This window comes from Faecalibacterium sp. BIOML-A1 (assembly GCF_009679715.1).
Taxonomy (GTDB): domain Bacteria; phylum Bacillota; class Clostridia; order Oscillospirales; family Ruminococcaceae; genus Faecalibacterium; species Faecalibacterium taiwanense.
Window position 1 is genome coordinate 56,908 of the sequence record NZ_WKZJ01000004.1, and the last position, 14,713, is coordinate 71,620.

30 protein-coding genes and 1 tRNA gene are annotated in these 14,713 nt (G+C 53.5%); all 31 read right to left on the reverse strand.

The annotated features are described in order from the left end of the window. Positions 1 to 54: 54 nt before the first annotated feature. Positions 55 to 843, reverse strand: coding sequence for a radical SAM protein (locus tag GKG36_RS06255; RefSeq protein WP_206671178.1), 789 nt, complete (start codon positions 841 to 843; stop codon positions 55 to 57). 222 nt (positions 844 to 1,065) lie between these two features. Then, the gene (locus GKG36_RS06260) at positions 1,066 to 1,650 is read right to left on the reverse strand and encodes a ParB N-terminal domain-containing protein (protein WP_173012904.1); all 585 of its coding nucleotides are present in this window, start codon (positions 1,648 to 1,650) and stop codon (positions 1,066 to 1,068) included. A 56-nt stretch (positions 1,651 to 1,706) separates the two neighbouring features. Further along, positions 1,707 to 1,842, reverse strand: a tRNA-Lys gene (locus tag GKG36_RS06265). Between the two features lie 711 nt (positions 1,843 to 2,553). Further along, on the reverse strand, positions 2,554 to 3,033 hold the full coding sequence (locus tag GKG36_RS06270; protein WP_154259752.1) for a hypothetical protein: 480 nt from the start codon (positions 3,031 to 3,033) through the stop codon (positions 2,554 to 2,556). Further along, positions 3,011 to 3,574 (reverse strand): Holliday junction resolvase RecU, encoded by a 564-nt coding sequence (locus GKG36_RS06275; RefSeq protein ID WP_154259754.1) that lies wholly within the window; start codon positions 3,572 to 3,574, stop codon positions 3,011 to 3,013. Before GKG36_RS06275 ends, GKG36_RS06270 begins: the two co-directional genes overlap by 23 nt. Next, a complete protein-coding gene (locus GKG36_RS06280) occupies positions 3,567 to 4,052 on the reverse strand; it encodes a hypothetical protein (RefSeq protein ID WP_154259756.1) in 486 nt (161 codons plus the stop codon). The genes GKG36_RS06275 and GKG36_RS06280 overlap by 8 nt, the downstream gene beginning before the upstream one ends. Positions 4,053 to 4,066: 14 nt before the next feature. Further along, positions 4,067 to 4,417: a hypothetical protein gene (locus GKG36_RS06285; protein WP_154259758.1), complete on the reverse strand. Its 351-nt coding sequence runs from the start codon at positions 4,415 to 4,417 to the stop codon at positions 4,067 to 4,069. Positions 4,418 to 4,433: 16 nt separating this feature from the next. Then, on the reverse strand, positions 4,434 to 4,628 hold the full coding sequence (locus GKG36_RS06290) for a hypothetical protein (RefSeq protein ID WP_044954339.1): 195 nt from the start codon (positions 4,626 to 4,628) through the stop codon (positions 4,434 to 4,436). Further along, positions 4,621 to 4,785, reverse strand: coding sequence for a hypothetical protein (locus GKG36_RS06295; RefSeq protein ID WP_005946577.1), 165 nt, complete (start codon positions 4,783 to 4,785; stop codon positions 4,621 to 4,623). The genes GKG36_RS06290 and GKG36_RS06295 overlap by 8 nt, the downstream gene beginning before the upstream one ends. Positions 4,786 to 4,848: 63 nt before the next feature. Further along, positions 4,849 to 5,151, reverse strand: a complete 303-nt coding sequence (locus GKG36_RS06300; protein WP_154259760.1) for a hypothetical protein — start codon at positions 5,149 to 5,151, stop codon at positions 4,849 to 4,851. Further along, positions 5,151 to 5,375: a hypothetical protein gene (locus tag GKG36_RS06305; RefSeq protein ID WP_005946579.1), complete on the reverse strand. Its 225-nt coding sequence runs from the start codon at positions 5,373 to 5,375 to the stop codon at positions 5,151 to 5,153. The genes GKG36_RS06300 and GKG36_RS06305 overlap by 1 nt, the downstream gene beginning before the upstream one ends. Beyond that, positions 5,372 to 5,665: a hypothetical protein gene (locus GKG36_RS06310; protein WP_154259762.1), complete on the reverse strand. Its 294-nt coding sequence runs from the start codon at positions 5,663 to 5,665 to the stop codon at positions 5,372 to 5,374. Before GKG36_RS06310 ends, GKG36_RS06305 begins: the two co-directional genes overlap by 4 nt. Then, positions 5,662 to 5,847 carry a hypothetical protein gene (locus GKG36_RS06315; RefSeq protein WP_154259764.1) on the reverse strand — a complete coding sequence of 62 codons (186 nt, stop codon included), beginning with the start codon at positions 5,845 to 5,847 and terminating at the stop codon, positions 5,662 to 5,664. Before GKG36_RS06315 ends, GKG36_RS06310 begins: the two co-directional genes overlap by 4 nt. Then, positions 5,844 to 6,182, reverse strand: coding sequence for a hypothetical protein (locus tag GKG36_RS06320; RefSeq protein WP_154259766.1), 339 nt, complete (start codon positions 6,180 to 6,182; stop codon positions 5,844 to 5,846). The genes GKG36_RS06315 and GKG36_RS06320 overlap by 4 nt, the downstream gene beginning before the upstream one ends. A gap of 92 nt (positions 6,183 to 6,274) precedes the next feature. Continuing rightward, positions 6,275 to 6,739 carry a siphovirus Gp157 family protein gene (locus tag GKG36_RS06325; RefSeq protein WP_173012905.1) on the reverse strand — a complete coding sequence of 155 codons (465 nt, stop codon included), beginning with the start codon at positions 6,737 to 6,739 and terminating at the stop codon, positions 6,275 to 6,277. A 140-nt stretch (positions 6,740 to 6,879) separates the two neighbouring features. After that, complete coding sequence (locus tag GKG36_RS06330; RefSeq protein ID WP_154259770.1) at positions 6,880 to 7,620, reverse strand: DUF6291 domain-containing protein; 741 nt, start codon at positions 7,618 to 7,620, stop codon at positions 6,880 to 6,882. 71 nt (positions 7,621 to 7,691) lie between these two features. Beyond that, on the reverse strand, positions 7,692 to 8,345 hold the full coding sequence (locus tag GKG36_RS06335; RefSeq protein ID WP_154259772.1) for a hypothetical protein: 654 nt from the start codon (positions 8,343 to 8,345) through the stop codon (positions 7,692 to 7,694). 24 nt (positions 8,346 to 8,369) lie between these two features. Further along, on the reverse strand, positions 8,370 to 8,834 hold the full coding sequence (locus tag GKG36_RS06340) for a single-stranded DNA-binding protein (protein WP_154259774.1): 465 nt from the start codon (positions 8,832 to 8,834) through the stop codon (positions 8,370 to 8,372). Positions 8,835 to 8,837: 3 nt separating this feature from the next. Next, complete coding sequence (locus tag GKG36_RS06345; protein ID WP_154259776.1) at positions 8,838 to 9,491, reverse strand: ERF family protein; 654 nt, start codon at positions 9,489 to 9,491, stop codon at positions 8,838 to 8,840. Between the two features lie 115 nt (positions 9,492 to 9,606). Further along, entirely contained in the window at positions 9,607 to 9,918 is a 312-nt protein-coding gene (locus tag GKG36_RS06350; RefSeq protein WP_154259778.1) for a hypothetical protein, read from the reverse strand. 56 nt (positions 9,919 to 9,974) lie between these two features. Then, positions 9,975 to 10,247 (reverse strand): hypothetical protein, encoded by a 273-nt coding sequence (locus GKG36_RS06355; protein WP_154259780.1) that lies wholly within the window; start codon positions 10,245 to 10,247, stop codon positions 9,975 to 9,977. 66 nt (positions 10,248 to 10,313) lie between these two features. Beyond that, positions 10,314 to 10,574 carry a hypothetical protein gene (locus GKG36_RS06360; protein ID WP_154259782.1) on the reverse strand — a complete coding sequence of 87 codons (261 nt, stop codon included), beginning with the start codon at positions 10,572 to 10,574 and terminating at the stop codon, positions 10,314 to 10,316. After that, a complete protein-coding gene (locus tag GKG36_RS06365) occupies positions 10,571 to 10,828 on the reverse strand; it encodes a DUF739 family protein (RefSeq protein ID WP_154259784.1) in 258 nt (85 codons plus the stop codon). The genes GKG36_RS06360 and GKG36_RS06365 overlap by 4 nt, the downstream gene beginning before the upstream one ends. Positions 10,829 to 10,921: 93 nt before the next feature. Beyond that, positions 10,922 to 11,149: a helix-turn-helix domain-containing protein gene (locus GKG36_RS06370; RefSeq protein ID WP_173012906.1), complete on the reverse strand. Its 228-nt coding sequence runs from the start codon at positions 11,147 to 11,149 to the stop codon at positions 10,922 to 10,924. A gap of 97 nt (positions 11,150 to 11,246) precedes the next feature. After that, the gene (locus GKG36_RS06375; protein WP_154259788.1) at positions 11,247 to 11,711 is read right to left on the reverse strand and encodes a Lar family restriction alleviation protein; all 465 of its coding nucleotides are present in this window, start codon (positions 11,709 to 11,711) and stop codon (positions 11,247 to 11,249) included. A 14-nt stretch (positions 11,712 to 11,725) separates the two neighbouring features. Then, positions 11,726 to 11,872: a hypothetical protein gene (locus GKG36_RS06380; protein ID WP_154259790.1), complete on the reverse strand. Its 147-nt coding sequence runs from the start codon at positions 11,870 to 11,872 to the stop codon at positions 11,726 to 11,728. Between the two features lie 203 nt (positions 11,873 to 12,075). Beyond that, positions 12,076 to 12,576, reverse strand: a complete 501-nt coding sequence (locus GKG36_RS06385) for a hypothetical protein (RefSeq protein WP_194167073.1) — start codon at positions 12,574 to 12,576, stop codon at positions 12,076 to 12,078. Between the two features lie 12 nt (positions 12,577 to 12,588). Next, positions 12,589 to 12,786, reverse strand: coding sequence for a hypothetical protein (locus tag GKG36_RS06390; RefSeq protein ID WP_154259792.1), 198 nt, complete (start codon positions 12,784 to 12,786; stop codon positions 12,589 to 12,591). A gap of 253 nt (positions 12,787 to 13,039) precedes the next feature. After that, positions 13,040 to 13,966, reverse strand: a complete 927-nt coding sequence (locus GKG36_RS06395; protein ID WP_154259794.1) for a DUF932 domain-containing protein — start codon at positions 13,964 to 13,966, stop codon at positions 13,040 to 13,042. A 123-nt stretch (positions 13,967 to 14,089) separates the two neighbouring features. Beyond that, positions 14,090 to 14,341, reverse strand: a complete 252-nt coding sequence (locus GKG36_RS06400) for a hypothetical protein (protein WP_243139004.1) — start codon at positions 14,339 to 14,341, stop codon at positions 14,090 to 14,092. A 20-nt stretch (positions 14,342 to 14,361) separates the two neighbouring features. Continuing rightward, complete coding sequence (locus GKG36_RS06405) at positions 14,362 to 14,607, reverse strand: hypothetical protein (RefSeq protein WP_154259796.1); 246 nt, start codon at positions 14,605 to 14,607, stop codon at positions 14,362 to 14,364. Positions 14,608 to 14,713 lie beyond the last annotated feature (106 nt).

Consider the following 14,713-nt stretch of genomic DNA (forward strand, 5'->3'; position numbering starts at 1 on the left):
CTTCCGGCTCTAACCACTGCTCATACTTACCTTTGCGGCCAATCGCAGATCACCTCATTTCAGACCAAAGGTCTCGTTCACATAGTCACGCTTCGTTTTGTAGACGTTGAGCATTTCGCTTTCAAAGCTTTCCCCTCTGAGCCTTCTGGAATTGGCTGTGTTCTGGTACAGCGACTGAAAGCACATCGCTGTACCAGTTTTCTGCATCTGAGGGGTCTTTGCGGGCTTCCCACCATGAAGCAGGTGGTTCAGGTTATACTCATTCACCTTGAATCCGGGAAGGTCAGAGACACCGCAGCAACAAAGGCTGTCTCCCAGTTCTCTTGTTCTGTTTTCTCCGCTGTAAAGAGCAAGGCCAAGTTCATGCGCCCTCTGCTTCAGCTTAAGAATATCGCCCTCGATCAGGGCTTTCGGATAGGTATAGTCTCCCGCAACCTTAACAAGGCCCGGTCTTTTGCTTGCAAACTTCATGCCCTCGACAATAACGCCGTAGGCACCAGCTGCCTTGAACTTTTCAAGGTTTTCGTAAACTTCTCCGTATACCTCATGCATGTACGGCTGAATCCTGACGATCAGGCGCTTCACACTCGGAGCAACCTTTCTCGCAATTTCCAGACGTTCTTCAAACGATGGTGCGCCTTCTTCGAGCTTGTCATAGCTGCTGCACACCATGCTGATCTGCACAACGCAGTTGCACTTCTTCAGCAGTTCGAGATATTCAGGCTCTGCGATGATCCTTCCCTTTGTCGAAACAACAAAGGGGTATTTGGTTTCAGCAAAGACGCGCAGAGCGTTGTAGCTCATGCGGTAATAGCGCTCACAAGGCTGGAAAGGGTCGCTCACGCCCCCCAGTGCAACGGAATATTCCAGTCACACCAGTTGGTCTCAGACGTTCGCTTTCCCTGAATCCAGCTCATGAGGGCTTTCACGCCTTCACCTTTCTGCACCTTGCTGATGTCATACTTTCCGTTCCGCTGCACAAAGCAGTATTTGCAGCCGTGCGTGCATCCCTTGTAGGTGTCGAAACGGATAGGCATATCGCACAACCAGCATTGCGACCCGCAGTTAGGCATCTTCATCCTCCATAACGCCGCGAATACAGTTCAAGATGGCTTTTTCAAGCGGCTCCTTCGTGTTCTCGCTGATGTATCCCTTGATTTCTTCCTCGCACTCAACGGGGAACGTGAAGGTCACGGAAAATTCTTTCTTTTCCGAAGCCTTTGTGAAACCGTCCTCCATAAGGCTGTCAATGTAGGATACGCCGGCATCATCGTCCTGCGGAATGTCAAAATCAAAGTCGAAGTCGCCAAAATCGACTTCAAGCAGCTCCCGTTCCAGCTTGGAGAAATCCCAGCCGGTCATTTCGCCGGTCTTGTTCGCCAGCAGGCGGTATTTCTGTTTCTGCTCTTCCGTCAGGCCGGTGTAGCGCACCACGTCGGCCATGTCCACATTGAGCTGCATCAACGCAAGGCGGCGGGTGTGACCGCTGAGAATGACGTTGTTTTCGTCAACCTCGATGGGATCAAGTGCGCTGCACTGCTTGATGCTCTCAGCGCAAGCGTCTACAGCTGCAGGGGAGATCACGCGCGGGTTGTTCTCATACGGCACCAGATCTGAGACCGGCATTTTCAGCAGTTCTTTCTGAATCATCTTTTTTCTCCAAATAAAAAGCCGTCCGGAAATCCGAACGGTCAAAATATCGAATGTGCCGCCAGCTGGATTTGAACCAGCACCCATGGAATGGATGTGCGCAGTGGTTGGCTGTGCAGTGATGTTCCCGTGGTGTCACCAACGTTGTCCCGCCTTAAATGGGCGGCGCTCTGCCAATTGAGCTATGACGGCATATAAGCAGCACCCATGCATTCAGTTTGACGGACAGGCGTAAAACGGGCGGGTGCCGCTGCATCTGGAACTTTCGCGGCCAGATGCCCCGCTATGCTTTGCACAGCCGTCCCCCGACTGTACATTGCATGGCGCTCTGGGCAGGCCTTGAACCTGCAACCTACGGTTTTGGAGACCATCGCTCTGCCAATTGAGCTACCAGAGTAAAAAGCCGCCCTTGGAATCGAACCAGCCGTGTCTACACACACGCGCCGCGCTCCAAACTGCGCTCAGGCGGCCATATAAAAACAGCTCCGGTTCTCCGCCGGGGCTGTTGGTTGGCGCACATCCTGTCAGGAAAGCTACACCTTGGCAAGGATTCTAAGGCCTTTTCTTGGCACGGGAGGTTGCACGTGCGGCCTTTCGGGTTGTCTGGTTCATGCGCCATACGGTGCGATACGGCGGAATCGAACCGCCTCCTGTCTCTCATGAGCGGCAGGCTGCCTTTGTTTCAGTGTATCGCATAGAAGCAGTCCGCGAAACGGAAGAGAGAAAAATGCCTGCAAAGCCAAAAGGAGGAAATTATCATGGAGGTTCGTTTCGGAGACTGCGTAGAAGCGGCGCTCCGCTGTGCGCGGTTCCGCTTGTACTGATTTTACCTTACTGCACCCCGTTTCGGGAGTGCCGGGACATCACAAAATAAACGGTGTTTTTCTATGCAATTTGTACAATTCATACAGTGCTGAAGTCTAGCCAGATCTCTGCAAGAGCTTTGCAACCCCGGTTAATACGCTTCCGGACAATATCAACACCGGAAACCCCGGTTTCATCGGCAATCTGATCCTGCGTTTTTCCATTAACGTAAAAATCTACGATCGCATTTGCGCACTCTGTGGCAACGACAAGGCAATATGCCCGCTTTGTTGCCTCGTTCTGCAACGCTGTCAGCCGCTTCACCATCTCCCGGTACCGCGTCTGCTCCTCAATGATATCCACAGCAGCATTACCGATTTTGTCTCCGTTTCCTGACGCAGTAGGCATACCGGAAAGGTTCTGCGTAATCTTTGTAGCACTGCCATAGATCCTGTGAATACGTTCAAGTTGCCTATCCACGTCTATCTTGTAGTCCCTGCACTGTTGAAACCATGCCTTGACATCGCGGTAGTCTACACCGTCTCGCTTTTCATTTTCAGGTGCACATGTGAAGATCATCTTTTTTCTCCTTTACTCCCTCCAAAAATAGCAACACTCCGGGCGCTGCGAACGGGACGCGGTACTCTGCCAAATCCGCAGGGATTATGTACTTTCGGCCAAACAGGCTCTTCATGTCGCGCCAAACGGCCCACGGAACGCGGTAGAAGCATCTGCCGCTGAAAGAACAGAGGACAAAGGCAATGCCGCCGAGGGCTTCTGTGCGGCTCAAACGAAGCGCTTGTGCAGTCAATACGCGGTCAAAGGTCATTCGATCGCTATCTGTGTGCTTCGCTTCAAAATTGATGGCCCTGCCGCCTTTGAGAATGCCCTTGTAGTCCGGCTGGGCCTGTTTCGTGTAGCAGGCAAGGAACCGGCCAGCACGGTCTGGGCTTCCGATCGGACGCATAGGTTCTGGGGTCTTTTCGATGTCTGCAAGGCCGATGGATCTGTAATAGGCGCAGGCATTGTCAATGATGTGCTCAAAGCCTTCGCCCTCTGCGCGGCTTCTTGCACCGGTATAGCTGCGGCGAATACTGGCCGCCGTTCTTCGGTTATTCATTGCTCAATTCCTCCACATAGCGCCAGCTCTGGGGCGGGCGAGTGATCTCCACAGGCCGCATACCGAACCGTGTACTCTGCAAGCCTGTGAATACCCGCAGCTCGCGCGGCTGGTCATAAATCTTCAGGTCGGAGATATGCCACGCCCAGCCGTGACACTTGTTCAGGTAGCGGACAATGCGGTCTCTGTCCATGCAAGCCATTTCTTCGACATCATCCGGGGCGCGGCATATCGGTGCAAGCTCCCAAATCTTGTCGCAGACGAACTCGCCAATGACCGTACCATCCAACCGCTGCCAGCCTCTGCCGGGGACGATTCGCAGCCACCCCATCTTCGACTGTTCTTTCGTGCAGTAGATGTAGCACTTGAATGGAGGCTTCACGCCCTCCGGCTTCGTCTTGCGTACCTCCACGGTCTTTTCTTTCAGGACGATCTTGCTGCACCATACCGGCTGGATGCTCAACAACACAGCTTTCACGCTCGCGCCTCCTCTCAGTAATACTCGATTTCTACCAGCGAGGTAGACACCAGTTCAAAGCGGCCATCTTCCAGAGGGATTTGCAGGAGCTGATACTCACGCTCAGCAGATAGCTTTGGGTCAGGCAACAGCTCGCCAAAGTCCTCCACGGTAATGGTGTACTTCGGCTTACGCCTACCGGCATAGCCAACTTTTTCAATTGCAGGGGAGTAGACCGTGACATGGTAGCAGGGGTGGTCAGCAGTTTCAGCTTCAGTTTTAGTTTCAGCATCAGCAGATGTCGAACTACAGGATGTAAACCACAGCGTCACAATTAGCAATGCTGCTGACACGATAAAGCAGATCATTCTCTTTTCGGTTTTCATGCTTCACTTCTCCTCCTCAAAAGTCCCAGTCGGAAGGAACACCGAGACGGCATTCTCCATCGCCATCGTTACTGGTCGGCTTATCGAACGGGCACCCCGGGCAGCCATTTCCAGCCGCCAAATGGCAATGGCAAAAATCCATCAAATAATGGGCCATGTCCTCCGGACTCATAGTGTCGGTTTCAGGGTTAGATTTCGCTTGATCATTCATCGTCGCCCCTCCAATACTCCACAAAATAGGTCAAAGTAGATTTGCCGCTGCGCTTTTCCTTTCCCACGCGGACGGTGTAGCCGTTCATCGACAGGACGACGACCAGCGCTTTCCGGTCCTCCACCTTGTCGCAGTCAATCTTGTAATGCTGTGACATGTATTCATCCTCCGTGCCGCTACTTGTATAATCAGCAGCGGTTTATGTAACTGTGTTTGTATTTCAGACCTTGAGATCGCTTTGCGGGCGTTCCAGCCAGTCGCGGACGGTATCTTCGGACGGCGCGCCGTCGTCGCACAAGGCCAGAACCGCCGGAACCAGCTTCCGGGCCATTTCTTCGTCATCCATGTCACGGATAGCGTCTCCGATCGTGGTCTGATCGCTCGTTCTGATTTCCAGCGCCAGCTTCACGACGGAGCCGTCCTGACGGGTCCACGAGCAAATAAGGCTCTGGCCGCCGATCTTTTCCAATGTGGTCAACATCGTATCGCGACAGGCGGCGATAATCGTTTCAGCTCTTTCCATTACCTGTACTCCTTTCCGGTGGCCTTGTCCCTCAGCGGGATGCGGCCTATGATCTCGAACCCTGCGATACCGGCCATCTGGCGCAGCAGGGGAACGATGTCTCCGATTCTGTCAAGCCGGGCGGCTTCCTTCTGGTACTCGTCCCGGCAGATGTTGCGCATGGCTGCGGTCGGTGTCGGGTCTGCATAGTGCTCAGCATTCCGTCCCATATTTTCCTTGCTCATGTCCTCACCCTCTCTCTTCCCACAAACACGCCCGAGAACAGGCGTTCTCCGATGGTGTAGTGATAATACCAGTGTCCTGCCGGAACGTCGTCTGCCGTGCCATCTGCCGGTCTGAGCACCATCGGATGACTAGCGACCTGAACGACATACTCACCGCCCTGCACAAGCCGCTGCATCCAGCTTTCTGCAGGTGCAGCATCAACCCGGCTTCCATCCATGCAGCAGACCGCTACGGCAGGCGGAACAGGGGACAGCATCGTGAAAAGTGAAAGCTGTTCGACTTCAATCACGGCGCACCTCCTACTTTGTAGATCAGAGCCACAGCAAGCATCCAAATCATAAAAGCGGTAGTTGCTGCAAGAGCTATGGGGTGATCGCGCAGCAGCCAGACAAGCGCATAGCAGACTGCCATAATAGCTGCAACAACAGCAACCATAAATGTTGCGACAAACATTGCGAATCCTAATGTCATAAGTTCTCCTTCGGAAGTTCAGGCATCGGCATCCAAAGAGGAAAAGTATCCGGTGCACCTGCCACAAAATCCCACTTTGCGGCCTGTGCTGCCTTTGCCCAACGATAAAATGCGATGACCTTTCCGTATGCAGCATCATTTTCTGTCGGCGGCTCTTCTGCGGTCTTGCGCCAGCGCTGGGCATCCGGGACGACTGCCGGTTCATCTTCCAGCACATCCATTGCGTCCATAATCTGACACGCGCGGCATCTTACGCCGTTGTAATGTTCGCAGCCACAGCAATATGCCGCTTTGATGTTTGCAATGGCTTTTTCACGGTCGATAAATTCACTCATTTTTCAATCTCCCTCCTTGTCAGTTCGCTCGCCAGCAACCTTGCAGCTTCACGGGGGGCAGCGGTGATATCGGCCTGCGATCCTTCCCCCCCTCACTTCACGGACGGGTTCACACGCTCAACCAGCTCACAGCCGGGCACTGCCGTGCCGGTCTTGAGCAGGGCCGCAATGGCCGTCTTGTTGGGTGTGCGGGTGGTCATCTCGGTCATGTACTCGGCAGGGACGGCAGCTTCATCCAGCACGCAGACGGCCTTACTGCGGCGAAAGCTCACCGCGCACCGGTCACTGCTGAAGTTCTGCCCACCCAGAGCATCGGTCAGATAGTGCTTGAGACTGTCGATCTTGCGCTTTGCGGCCGCCTTGCGGTCAGCAAAAGCCTTTTCCTGTGCTTCAAAGGCCACAACATCAGCTTCGAGGTTCTTTACCCAACAGGCGATGTTGTCAACCTTCTCGGCCTTTGCCATGTTCAGCTCTTCCAGCCGGTCGATGTCCATAACTTCGCCGGTCTCCTGATCGATGCAGTCCAAAATCTGCGAGTTGATCTCATACAGGTTCATAGTGCTTTTTACCTCCATTCGTTCAGAGCACGAGAAACGGCCCTGAACGGCGTTTTGCGTTTTGTGGTATAACTTTGCCGGTTTACCCTAAAACCATGCTCAGAGGGCCGCGTATGCCGGTCTGAGCGCGTGTGTACCGGCTATTGCTTTTTTAATGGCCTTCGCCGGGCTGCGTCTGCCAGAAAATTCTTTGCATTTTCGGCTTCCTCTGCCGGGCGGCTTGCCATGAACGCCCGGTTGCGCGGGGCATTCGCCTTTTTTGCTTCATCCCTATCACGGGATATCCACCCGGATGCTGCAGCCTTCCAGTTCTTCATGGGATTCCGGCCCACCTTCCAGCCGTTGGACTCGTAGTAGGCATGGAACCGAATAGCCTGCCCTTCTGTGCCACCCTTCTCCGCAAAGTAACTTTTCACCGTTTCAACATCCGGCGGTGAAAACCTGCTTTTGGGGGTAGGGGGCAGCGCTTCAGCGCTACTACTCTCAGATACTTTAGTATCTGAGTAATTATTAGTTTTTAATTTTAGGGGGCTATCGGTTTCCGTGGGTTTCTCGGAAAACCCACGGGTTTTTATGGGTTCTTCTGCAATCCAATCGGTTTCAGCGGCTTTTCTAGGCCTGCCGCCTTTTCGACCATTTTGTCTATTCGCTAAAATAGAACGCCTGTACGTTTCAATATTTCCGTCAAGCGCTTCCCGCTGAGATTCAAATGCCACCTGCTCGATAGGCTCAAGGCCTTCCGGTTCGCTCCCGGTTTCCACATAGGCCCGCATAGCGTTCACGACATGACGGAACTCTGCATCGGGCAGAATGTCCAGTAACTTGAACGATGTGAACAGGATCAGCAGCCCTTTCGGGCGAGCCATTTCGATATCGTCCACCACAAACCACCTCCTTTCCGTTTTTGAAAACCCAATGGTTTTTGTAAAAACCGATGGGTTTTCTTGGGTTTTTACAGGTCAATGATCTTAACCTCGACCCCATAGCCGATAACGTTCCGGCACTGCTGTTTGATGCGGGGAATCGCAACAGCACTGCTTTTGAGGAACTTTTTCGTGCTGGGGGTGCAGGCCAGATACAGCGTAACGCCGTCCAGACTGGCCTTGGTTCCGCGCAGGTTGTCAGCAATGAACTTGTCACCGTAGACCTCAACACGGCGAATAACCTCTCCCCAGTTCGCAAAATCCTTGCCCGGATACTTCGTAGGGGTGGCTTCCGGTTCAGCCTGCGGGCTGTTCTTGCTCTTGAGTTCGTTCAGGGCATCCAGCATTGCCGTCATGCAGGAGCTGCACACATTGATCTCGTTCTGAAGCTCAACAAGGGCACTGTTCAGGCCCACCAGCTGGTCAATGGCCTTCTTCATGTCCTCGTTCTGCCGGTACAGGCGGCTGTCGATAGATTTCAGCAGGATGTAAACCCGGCTATCATCCGGGGTATCATTCGGTACATCCTCAAGCATGAAGTCGTATGCACCGTTGCGGATATTGACAACTGCCGACACGGAACGACCGATAATGGCTGCGACCTCTGCATCTGACAGGCCCTTACTAAGAAGAAGCTTTGCATTGCGCACCTCTTCCGGCATAATATTTCTTTTTGCTGTCATTTTTCTCTCCCTCATTTCTGCCGCTCAGAACGGCAAATCTTCATCATCGTCGATAACGGCAAAATCGTCCGTGCCGGTCTCAGCCGCCTGCTGGGCGCTCTGAGCGTTTCTAGCTTCGCTGGCATAACTTTCCGTCTGTTCATCAAAACCCCGCGTAGACGTGCTGTCAGGGGCTTTCGAGCCGCAAAAGCTGACCTCACGCACCTGAATCTCATAGGCAGTGCGGTTGTTGCCCTGCTTGTCCTGATATTTCCGGGTCTGCAAGCTGCCATTGACGGCGATCATGCTGCCCTTGTCGAAATACTGGGACACGAACTGTGCCGTTTTGCCCCATGCAACGCAGGGCAAGAAATCCGTCTCGCGCTGGCCATTTGCAGAATAGCTGCGTTCGCAGGCGATATCAAAAGAGCAGACTTCCTTGCCGCTTGTGGTGGTGCGGAGTTCCGGGGTGTGGGTCAGGCGGCCCATAATTGCGATCATGTTCAGCATAGATCAGCCCTCCTTCGGCTGTTTCTTGGCACACGTCCAGCACAGGACGCGACCAAACTTCTTCTTGGTGCTTGCGGCGGTCTCTGCTGGTTCAACGGTGCGGCCCTTATAGGTCACCGGCTGAAGTGGTTTGCCGCAGCAGGCGCAGATAAAGGGCTGTTCCTGTGCGGGCTGCTGCTTCGGAGCAGGAGCTTCACGCTTCGGAGCAGGCTGCTTCTGCGGCTTGTTCACACCTGCGGGGTTTCGACCTTCTGCCGCATGATACTCGTCCGTGTCGGCATCCTTGGTATCGTCGATGCAGAACAGGCCGTTCAGGGCATACTTGCGGGCGTAGCTGCTAGATGTTCCCGTCACCTGTGCAGCGTCCATCTTGGTTTTTTGCTCCGGCTCTCTTGCGTATGCCTTCACGGAAATGCAGCCACCATCCAGAGATTCCAATTTTGCAGTGGCTTCGATGTAGTGCCACCCCTCAAGAACCTTCGGTTCATCGGAGAGCGTAAGCAGCAGGTCATGAGCCTTGAGAATAGGCTTCACTGCTTCCAAAATGTCCTCACAGGAACGATATCTGTACCCGCCGAAGGTGTTCATCTGCCCTTTAGGGGCCTTGAGTTCGCTCTGCACAGCGGCCAGAGCGGCGTAAATGCTTGTGCTTTCCATTACTCTTCATCCTCCTGATCTTCGGTCTGTTCTGCCCCTCGCGGCAGGAAATAGTAATCATCCGGCGGCTCAAGTGCCGGGCCGTAGCCGTCAAGGGCGAGATCATACATCGGGTTCATACTGCCACCTCCGGTGCCGGGTCAATGGCGGTAGGGGAGATGTCTGGTGCGGGAATCAACTTTCCAACGGTCAAACGCTGCGGAGCAGGGGAGTGCTGCGTTTCGCTTGCGGGCTTTCCGAACTTGACATCCGCGCCCAGATCTTCAACCTCGACCGTGACGCGCAGGCGGTGCAGACCGGTAGTGTCGTTGAATGCACCCGAAACGCTGTCAAGCAGCTCGTCAACGATGCCGGGGACGTACTTGCCGTCCATAAACTTGCCGTCACTCGAAAAGCGGCCCTGAATCTCAACATAATTTTTTTCCATCTTGTAAAACCTCCGAAAATGTGTTATCTTCGGATTGATGTGACCTGTAAAATCCATCAACCCTTGCAGCCTGCCGGTGCGCCAACACCAGCGGGCTGCTTTTTCTTTTGTGCGGCCATAATCTCTTTGATGCGGCCTTTGCCGTAGGTTCCGGCGCTTGCCGTGAAACGCTCGTTGTCATCCACAAGGCCCTGATGGATTGCCTCTGCCCGCTCTTCCTGCTGGCGGATAAGTTGCTCTGTGCGCTCCCGGTAGCTCGCTTCGAGAGCTTTCACCCTGATATGTACAGCGCGGCACTCCGGGCACCGCTCCGCGCGGCGGCCCCACATTGCGCATCACCTTCCCGCAGTCAACACAGATACGTGTATAGATCATATTGTTGTTGACTGCCATGTTCAGCCCGCCTTCCTGCCGCTCTTCACGGTATTGGCCTGCGGCTGGTGAATCTTGCGGGGCCGCTTCTCACGCGCTTCGGCTGCAAAGCCCTGCAGCATGAAGAAGATTGCCAGCAGGATCAGCACCATAGCCGTAATGAACGCACCGTCCGAAATGGTGCCGCCGGTCTGACAAGTGCCCTCGAGGCCCATGCTGTACAGCAGGCCCGTCGCAAAGCTCCCCATTGCCAGCCAGTACCAAACGCCAGATTTGATTCTCATGCGGATTCTCCTTTCTCAACAGTAGGGAAGAACAGCTCCCCGATTTCATCCTGCGGGATATCAAGCGTCTTGCAAATTTCTGCGATCTCAGTGCTTGTCCAAGGCTGCTTCCCGTTCATCCGCTTGCTCATTGTGTCAGTTCCGATGCCGATTGCATTTGCAATCTCCTGATCCCGGAACCCGCAGCTGTGAAACCGGCCCCGCAGCTTCCAATACGGAATCTGCTGAAACGTTCCCTGTACGACCTTCATCATGCTTTTTTGACCTCTTTTCTTTGATGTGTGCCAGCCGTTCAGGCTGGTTCTTGTCCCAGCGGGCTTCCCGCCAGTATTTGTTGCGCCCGTTCATCAGTCGGTCTCCCTTGTGCTGACCTTTCTCAAAGGCGGCTGCTCCGGGTTGTCCCGGCTCTGCTTGTAGCGCTCAACGTCCTCAACGCGGAAGTAAAACTTGCTCTTGCTGCCCTTCTCGCCGTGAGAGTAGGCATCCAGAAGACCCTGCTTCCGAAGCTGTAAGACCCGCGAATAGCAAACGCCAAGCGCTTTGGCGGTCTCCTGAGTGGTGTAATATTTGGTCACGATATCGGTTCTCCTTTCTGTGGGTGGCTCCCACGACCATTTTCGTGGCGTGACGAAAATGGTTTCGACCATTGCCGGAGGTCATCATCAGGTGGGGTTATTCAGGGCGAGTATTCCACGCTTCAATAGTTCGTTGCCTGCCCAATTCCCCGCGATGTTCATAAAAATCGCGGGTAAATGTGATATTGCATTTCGGACATCTAATCCGAATGCCCTCAGTATTAGATTCAGTGATGGTCGTATGCTCCTGCCCGCAGAAAGGGCAAGGCTTCAGCGTTTCCTTCTCCTTAAACATCTTCACGCCAGCCACGGTGTAGTCAGCCGCCAGGCCAATATAACCGTGAGAAAAAGCAACGACCGGGTGCCATGCGCCATTGTAGTAGACTTGCAGTGCATCGCAATGCGTCTCGGCTTCCGCGCCGTGAATCCACTGGCCAGACCGGCGGCATCCCTTCCAGCGGAACCAGTTGTAACCTCTTGTGGGTACAACATAACTAACGCTGTCCGCATCAGCTACTTCCCGGATGCGCCTGCCCCGAGCTGCGTTCTCGTAAATGTCCATCGTTCAGCCCTCCCTTACTCTTTGACTTCGCACACATCGGCCAGCTCGTAGATGTCTAGACCGTGCCCGGTCTCGTCGATCAACCGCTGCACTGCCACGTTCCGGGCATCCACCGGGTCGATGGCGTTGACCTCGTAGCAGTCCCAGAACCTATCAGCCATGTTGTAGACGTACACCTTATAGCGCTTTTTTTGAGTTAATCCTGCAATGTTTTTGTCCTCCTGTTTGTTTGGTGGTACTCTCTACATTAGTTATTATACTACTTTTAAATTATTTTGTAAATAGTTTTTTATATTATTTCAGTATATTTTTATTCATAGGGAGTAAAAAATTAAGCACCAGCCTTTCAGCCGGTGCCGGATGGTCATTCTTTCGTGGGTGTTGCGGTGATAACCAAAGCGTCTTCAGCATCTTCAAGAGTAGTGCATGATGTCCTTTCAGTTGGGATATGCTCTCTCAGCCACTTCATGCTCATGTCGTGGTCGATAAAGGCCATGGTGAGACCGTGTCTTATTTCGTTGCCCATATAGGTATAGATCAGATCCATATCTTCTTCCGAGAAATCGGTGTCAAGAAAAGCATTGACCCCCGAAAGCATAAATTCGTGGAAGCGCCGGTTTCGCCACTCCTGCGAATACGGTGCGGTTTTGAATGCTGCCCGTGAAAGCCATTCCAACACCTTTGCTTCGATATCTTCAACGTAATGACAATCCTCTAAGATGAAAGACTGGTTTGTGCGCGGGTGAGCAATAAACTCGTACCCTACATCGTCAGAATCACGGATGAAACTGCCGGGAAAGCATTCAAGAAGCTTTGCACGGGCTTCTTCTACATCGGCAGCTCTCTGGTGTTCTTTTTCATTCATAGTTTTCACTCCTTAATCAAACTCCGGCATTGCAAGGATGATCTTCTTGCAGTGTTCCTCACTGACCCTGTACGGCTTGTGCCGAAGGGTGTTATCCTGCATGATTTGCCAGTAAACCATTGTCGGCAGCTCAAACAGGGCGGTGCAGCGCGAATACAGGCGCACGGCCTGATTCCTGATTTCTGCGTCAATTTCATCACGTCTTGTCATTTTCAATCAACCTCCGATTTTCTGATTTCCTCGCGCAGAACTTCGTATTTCCGCTGGTGCCCGCGCTTTTGGCTGTGCCTGATGCTGGCCCAGAATGATTTTTTGCTTGCAAAGCCGAGGGCTTTTGCACAGTCTGCCGGGCGACCACTGCATAGCAGCCGCCCCGTTTTTCTGTCCCAAACGGTATACCATGCGTAATACTTTTGTGTGTTCATAAAAGCGCCCGTAAGGCCAGATAGCACAGCCTTTTGATTTACCGGGCAACAGCCTTTGTCATTGCATCGATCAGCCAGTGACCGCCCATGACGTTGTTCCAGTTGTTGGCCTGATAGTTCTTCGTGTTACGGTGAGGAGCGCTGTGGGTAACAAAATCGCTCATGGCGTTCACCGCGCCCCATGCGGTATTGCGGAACTTTGCAAGGTCGGGGGCCATCACACAGACCATGTAGCCGTCCTTCATCTCCTGCACATGGCGCTTCTGGATGTTGCTCATGTCATCCGCTTCAGGGAACAGCTCGTCAAGGATCTTCCGCAGGCGCTCGTCAGATACGGTGGTGTTTGCCATCTGATCTGCCCGCTCAGCCAGAGCGTCCATGTACTTTCCGGCCATCTCAAGGCACTGCTGCGCTTCCACCAGCTTGGTGCTGATATCGCCCACATGGCGCACGCTCCACGCCCGCTGTGCCGTGTTCAGGGCGAGGTTCAGGGTGTTATTGCAGACCACCCGAACAGGGGTCATGCAGACGCGGACAGCGCCGGAGCCGTCATGTGTGTTGGAGAAGCAGACATAAGGCTCTGTCTTATCTCCGCAGATTTCGGAATCGGGCAGCTTTGCCAGCAGCCAGATCTTCTTGCCGTCAAGCAGGCTGCCCGCTGTCTCGTAGTGGACATCGCCACCAATCAGGGCATCCGTGAAGGCAAATGCATCAGCGTTCTGCACAATGCGGTACTTGTCGCTGACAACGCCCAGCACCTTGTTGTCAGAGCTGCGCACATTCGCCTTGTAGCCGGGAATCGGCTCATAACCGCCGTTCAGCCACATATCGCGGGCCTCAACCGTCCAGTCCAGACCGGCCAGACGCAGGGCATCAGCGCTGGTGGGCGCTTCCTGCACCATCGTTCCCAGACCGTGCCAAGGCTTCTCGCGGACATAGAACATCGTTTCAACATTTGCAGACATATTTTGTACCTCCAAAAATTATTGTGTTGTGCGGTGGCTCCCGCGACCATCCCAGTAACGTCACCGGAATGGTTTCGGCTGCTGCCGGGCAGCCATCATCAGGCGGGTCAATAGATTTCCCTTTCAAGCCTTAAACTCCGGGCATACAGAGCCACGGAAGTGAGTGAGACGGATTGCGTGCTTCAGCTCTCTGTCGCTCATGAAGGGGGTGCAGAGCTTGCTGACGAACTTGATTGCCCACCACAGGCCTTCAACAGTCTGACGGTCAAGGACCGCCCGGCGCTCGGTATCGGTCTGGGCGGCGTAGTACCGCGCTAAGGTGTTATTGCAGTCTGCAACAAAGTTGTCAGGGATGTTGATAGAAAGTGCGTTCATGTTCAGCCATCCTTTCATCATCAAACAGTGGGCATTACGCGGGCCACATAAGACCGGCGGCGGTCGTTCATGTAAACGCAAAGGTGAACGGTGCTGACATACTCGCCGCTCTCGGCGCTGTCCATCTCGCAGAGCACATCCTGCCAACCGAACACATCAGCGCCGGAATAGCTCATAGCTGCAATGAAGCAGGTCTTGCCAGATTCCTTTGCTGCGAACCGCTCTGCCTTCTTGATCTCGGAGATTTTCAGGTTGAAGTCTTTCATCGTTTTGTACCTCGCTTGTTGATTTTTTACTGATATGGTAGTATTATTTATGTAGGATATCTGCTCTTTACATTTGCAATTATACTACTATACAATTATTTTGTAA

Bases quoted from the DNA above. Each gene is read 5' to 3' on its own strand.
- GKG36_RS06260 (WP_173012904.1), bottom strand. From the start codon at position 1,650: ATGATTCAGAAAGAACTGCTGAAAATGCCGGTCTCAGATCTGGTGCCG.
- GKG36_RS06270 (WP_154259752.1), bottom strand. From the start codon at position 3,033: ATGATCTTCACATGTGCACCTGAAAATGAAAAGCGAGACGGTGTAGAC.
- GKG36_RS06275 (WP_154259754.1), bottom strand. From the start codon at position 3,574: ATGAATAACCGAAGAACGGCGGCCAGTATTCGCCGCAGCTATACCGGT.
- GKG36_RS06285 (WP_154259758.1), bottom strand. From the start codon at position 4,417: ATGAAAACCGAAAAGAGAATGATCTGCTTTATCGTGTCAGCAGCATTG.
- GKG36_RS06290 (WP_044954339.1), bottom strand. From the start codon at position 4,628: ATGAATGATCAAGCGAAATCTAACCCTGAAACCGACACTATGAGTCCG.
- GKG36_RS06295 (WP_005946577.1), bottom strand. From the start codon at position 4,785: ATGTCACAGCATTACAAGATTGACTGCGACAAGGTGGAGGACCGGAAA.
- GKG36_RS06300 (WP_154259760.1), bottom strand. From the start codon at position 5,151: ATGGAAAGAGCTGAAACGATTATCGCCGCCTGTCGCGATACGATGTTG.
- GKG36_RS06305 (WP_005946579.1), bottom strand. From the start codon at position 5,375: ATGAGCAAGGAAAATATGGGACGGAATGCTGAGCACTATGCAGACCCG.
- GKG36_RS06315 (WP_154259764.1), bottom strand. From the start codon at position 5,847: ATGACATTAGGATTCGCAATGTTTGTCGCAACATTTATGGTTGCTGTT.
- GKG36_RS06320 (WP_154259766.1), bottom strand. From the start codon at position 6,182: ATGAGTGAATTTATCGACCGTGAAAAAGCCATTGCAAACATCAAAGCG.
- GKG36_RS06325 (WP_173012905.1), bottom strand. From the start codon at position 6,739: ATGAACCTGTATGAGATCAACTCGCAGATTTTGGACTGCATCGATCAG.
- GKG36_RS06335 (WP_154259772.1), bottom strand. From the start codon at position 8,345: ATGACAGCAAAAAGAAATATTATGCCGGAAGAGGTGCGCAATGCAAAG.
- GKG36_RS06340 (WP_154259774.1), bottom strand. From the start codon at position 8,834: ATGCTGAACATGATCGCAATTATGGGCCGCCTGACCCACACCCCGGAA.
- GKG36_RS06345 (WP_154259776.1), bottom strand. From the start codon at position 9,491: ATGGAAAGCACAAGCATTTACGCCGCTCTGGCCGCTGTGCAGAGCGAA.
- GKG36_RS06350 (WP_154259778.1), bottom strand. From the start codon at position 9,918: ATGGAAAAAAATTATGTTGAGATTCAGGGCCGCTTTTCGAGTGACGGC.
- GKG36_RS06355 (WP_154259780.1), bottom strand. From the start codon at position 10,247: ATGTGGGGCCGCCGCGCGGAGCGGTGCCCGGAGTGCCGCGCTGTACAT.
- GKG36_RS06360 (WP_154259782.1), bottom strand. From the start codon at position 10,574: ATGAGAATCAAATCTGGCGTTTGGTACTGGCTGGCAATGGGGAGCTTT.
- GKG36_RS06365 (WP_154259784.1), bottom strand. From the start codon at position 10,828: ATGATGAAGGTCGTACAGGGAACGTTTCAGCAGATTCCGTATTGGAAG.
- GKG36_RS06375 (WP_154259788.1), bottom strand. From the start codon at position 11,711: ATGGACATTTACGAGAACGCAGCTCGGGGCAGGCGCATCCGGGAAGTA.
- GKG36_RS06380 (WP_154259790.1), bottom strand. From the start codon at position 11,872: ATGGCTGATAGGTTCTGGGACTGCTACGAGGTCAACGCCATCGACCCG.
- GKG36_RS06385 (WP_194167073.1), bottom strand. From the start codon at position 12,576: ATGAATGAAAAAGAACACCAGAGAGCTGCCGATGTAGAAGAAGCCCGT.
- GKG36_RS06390 (WP_154259792.1), bottom strand. From the start codon at position 12,786: ATGACAAGACGTGATGAAATTGACGCAGAAATCAGGAATCAGGCCGTG.
- GKG36_RS06395 (WP_154259794.1), bottom strand. From the start codon at position 13,966: ATGTCTGCAAATGTTGAAACGATGTTCTATGTCCGCGAGAAGCCTTGG.
- GKG36_RS06400 (WP_243139004.1), bottom strand. From the start codon at position 14,341: ATGAACGCACTTTCTATCAACATCCCTGACAACTTTGTTGCAGACTGC.
- GKG36_RS06405 (WP_154259796.1), bottom strand. From the start codon at position 14,607: ATGAAAGACTTCAACCTGAAAATCTCCGAGATCAAGAAGGCAGAGCGG.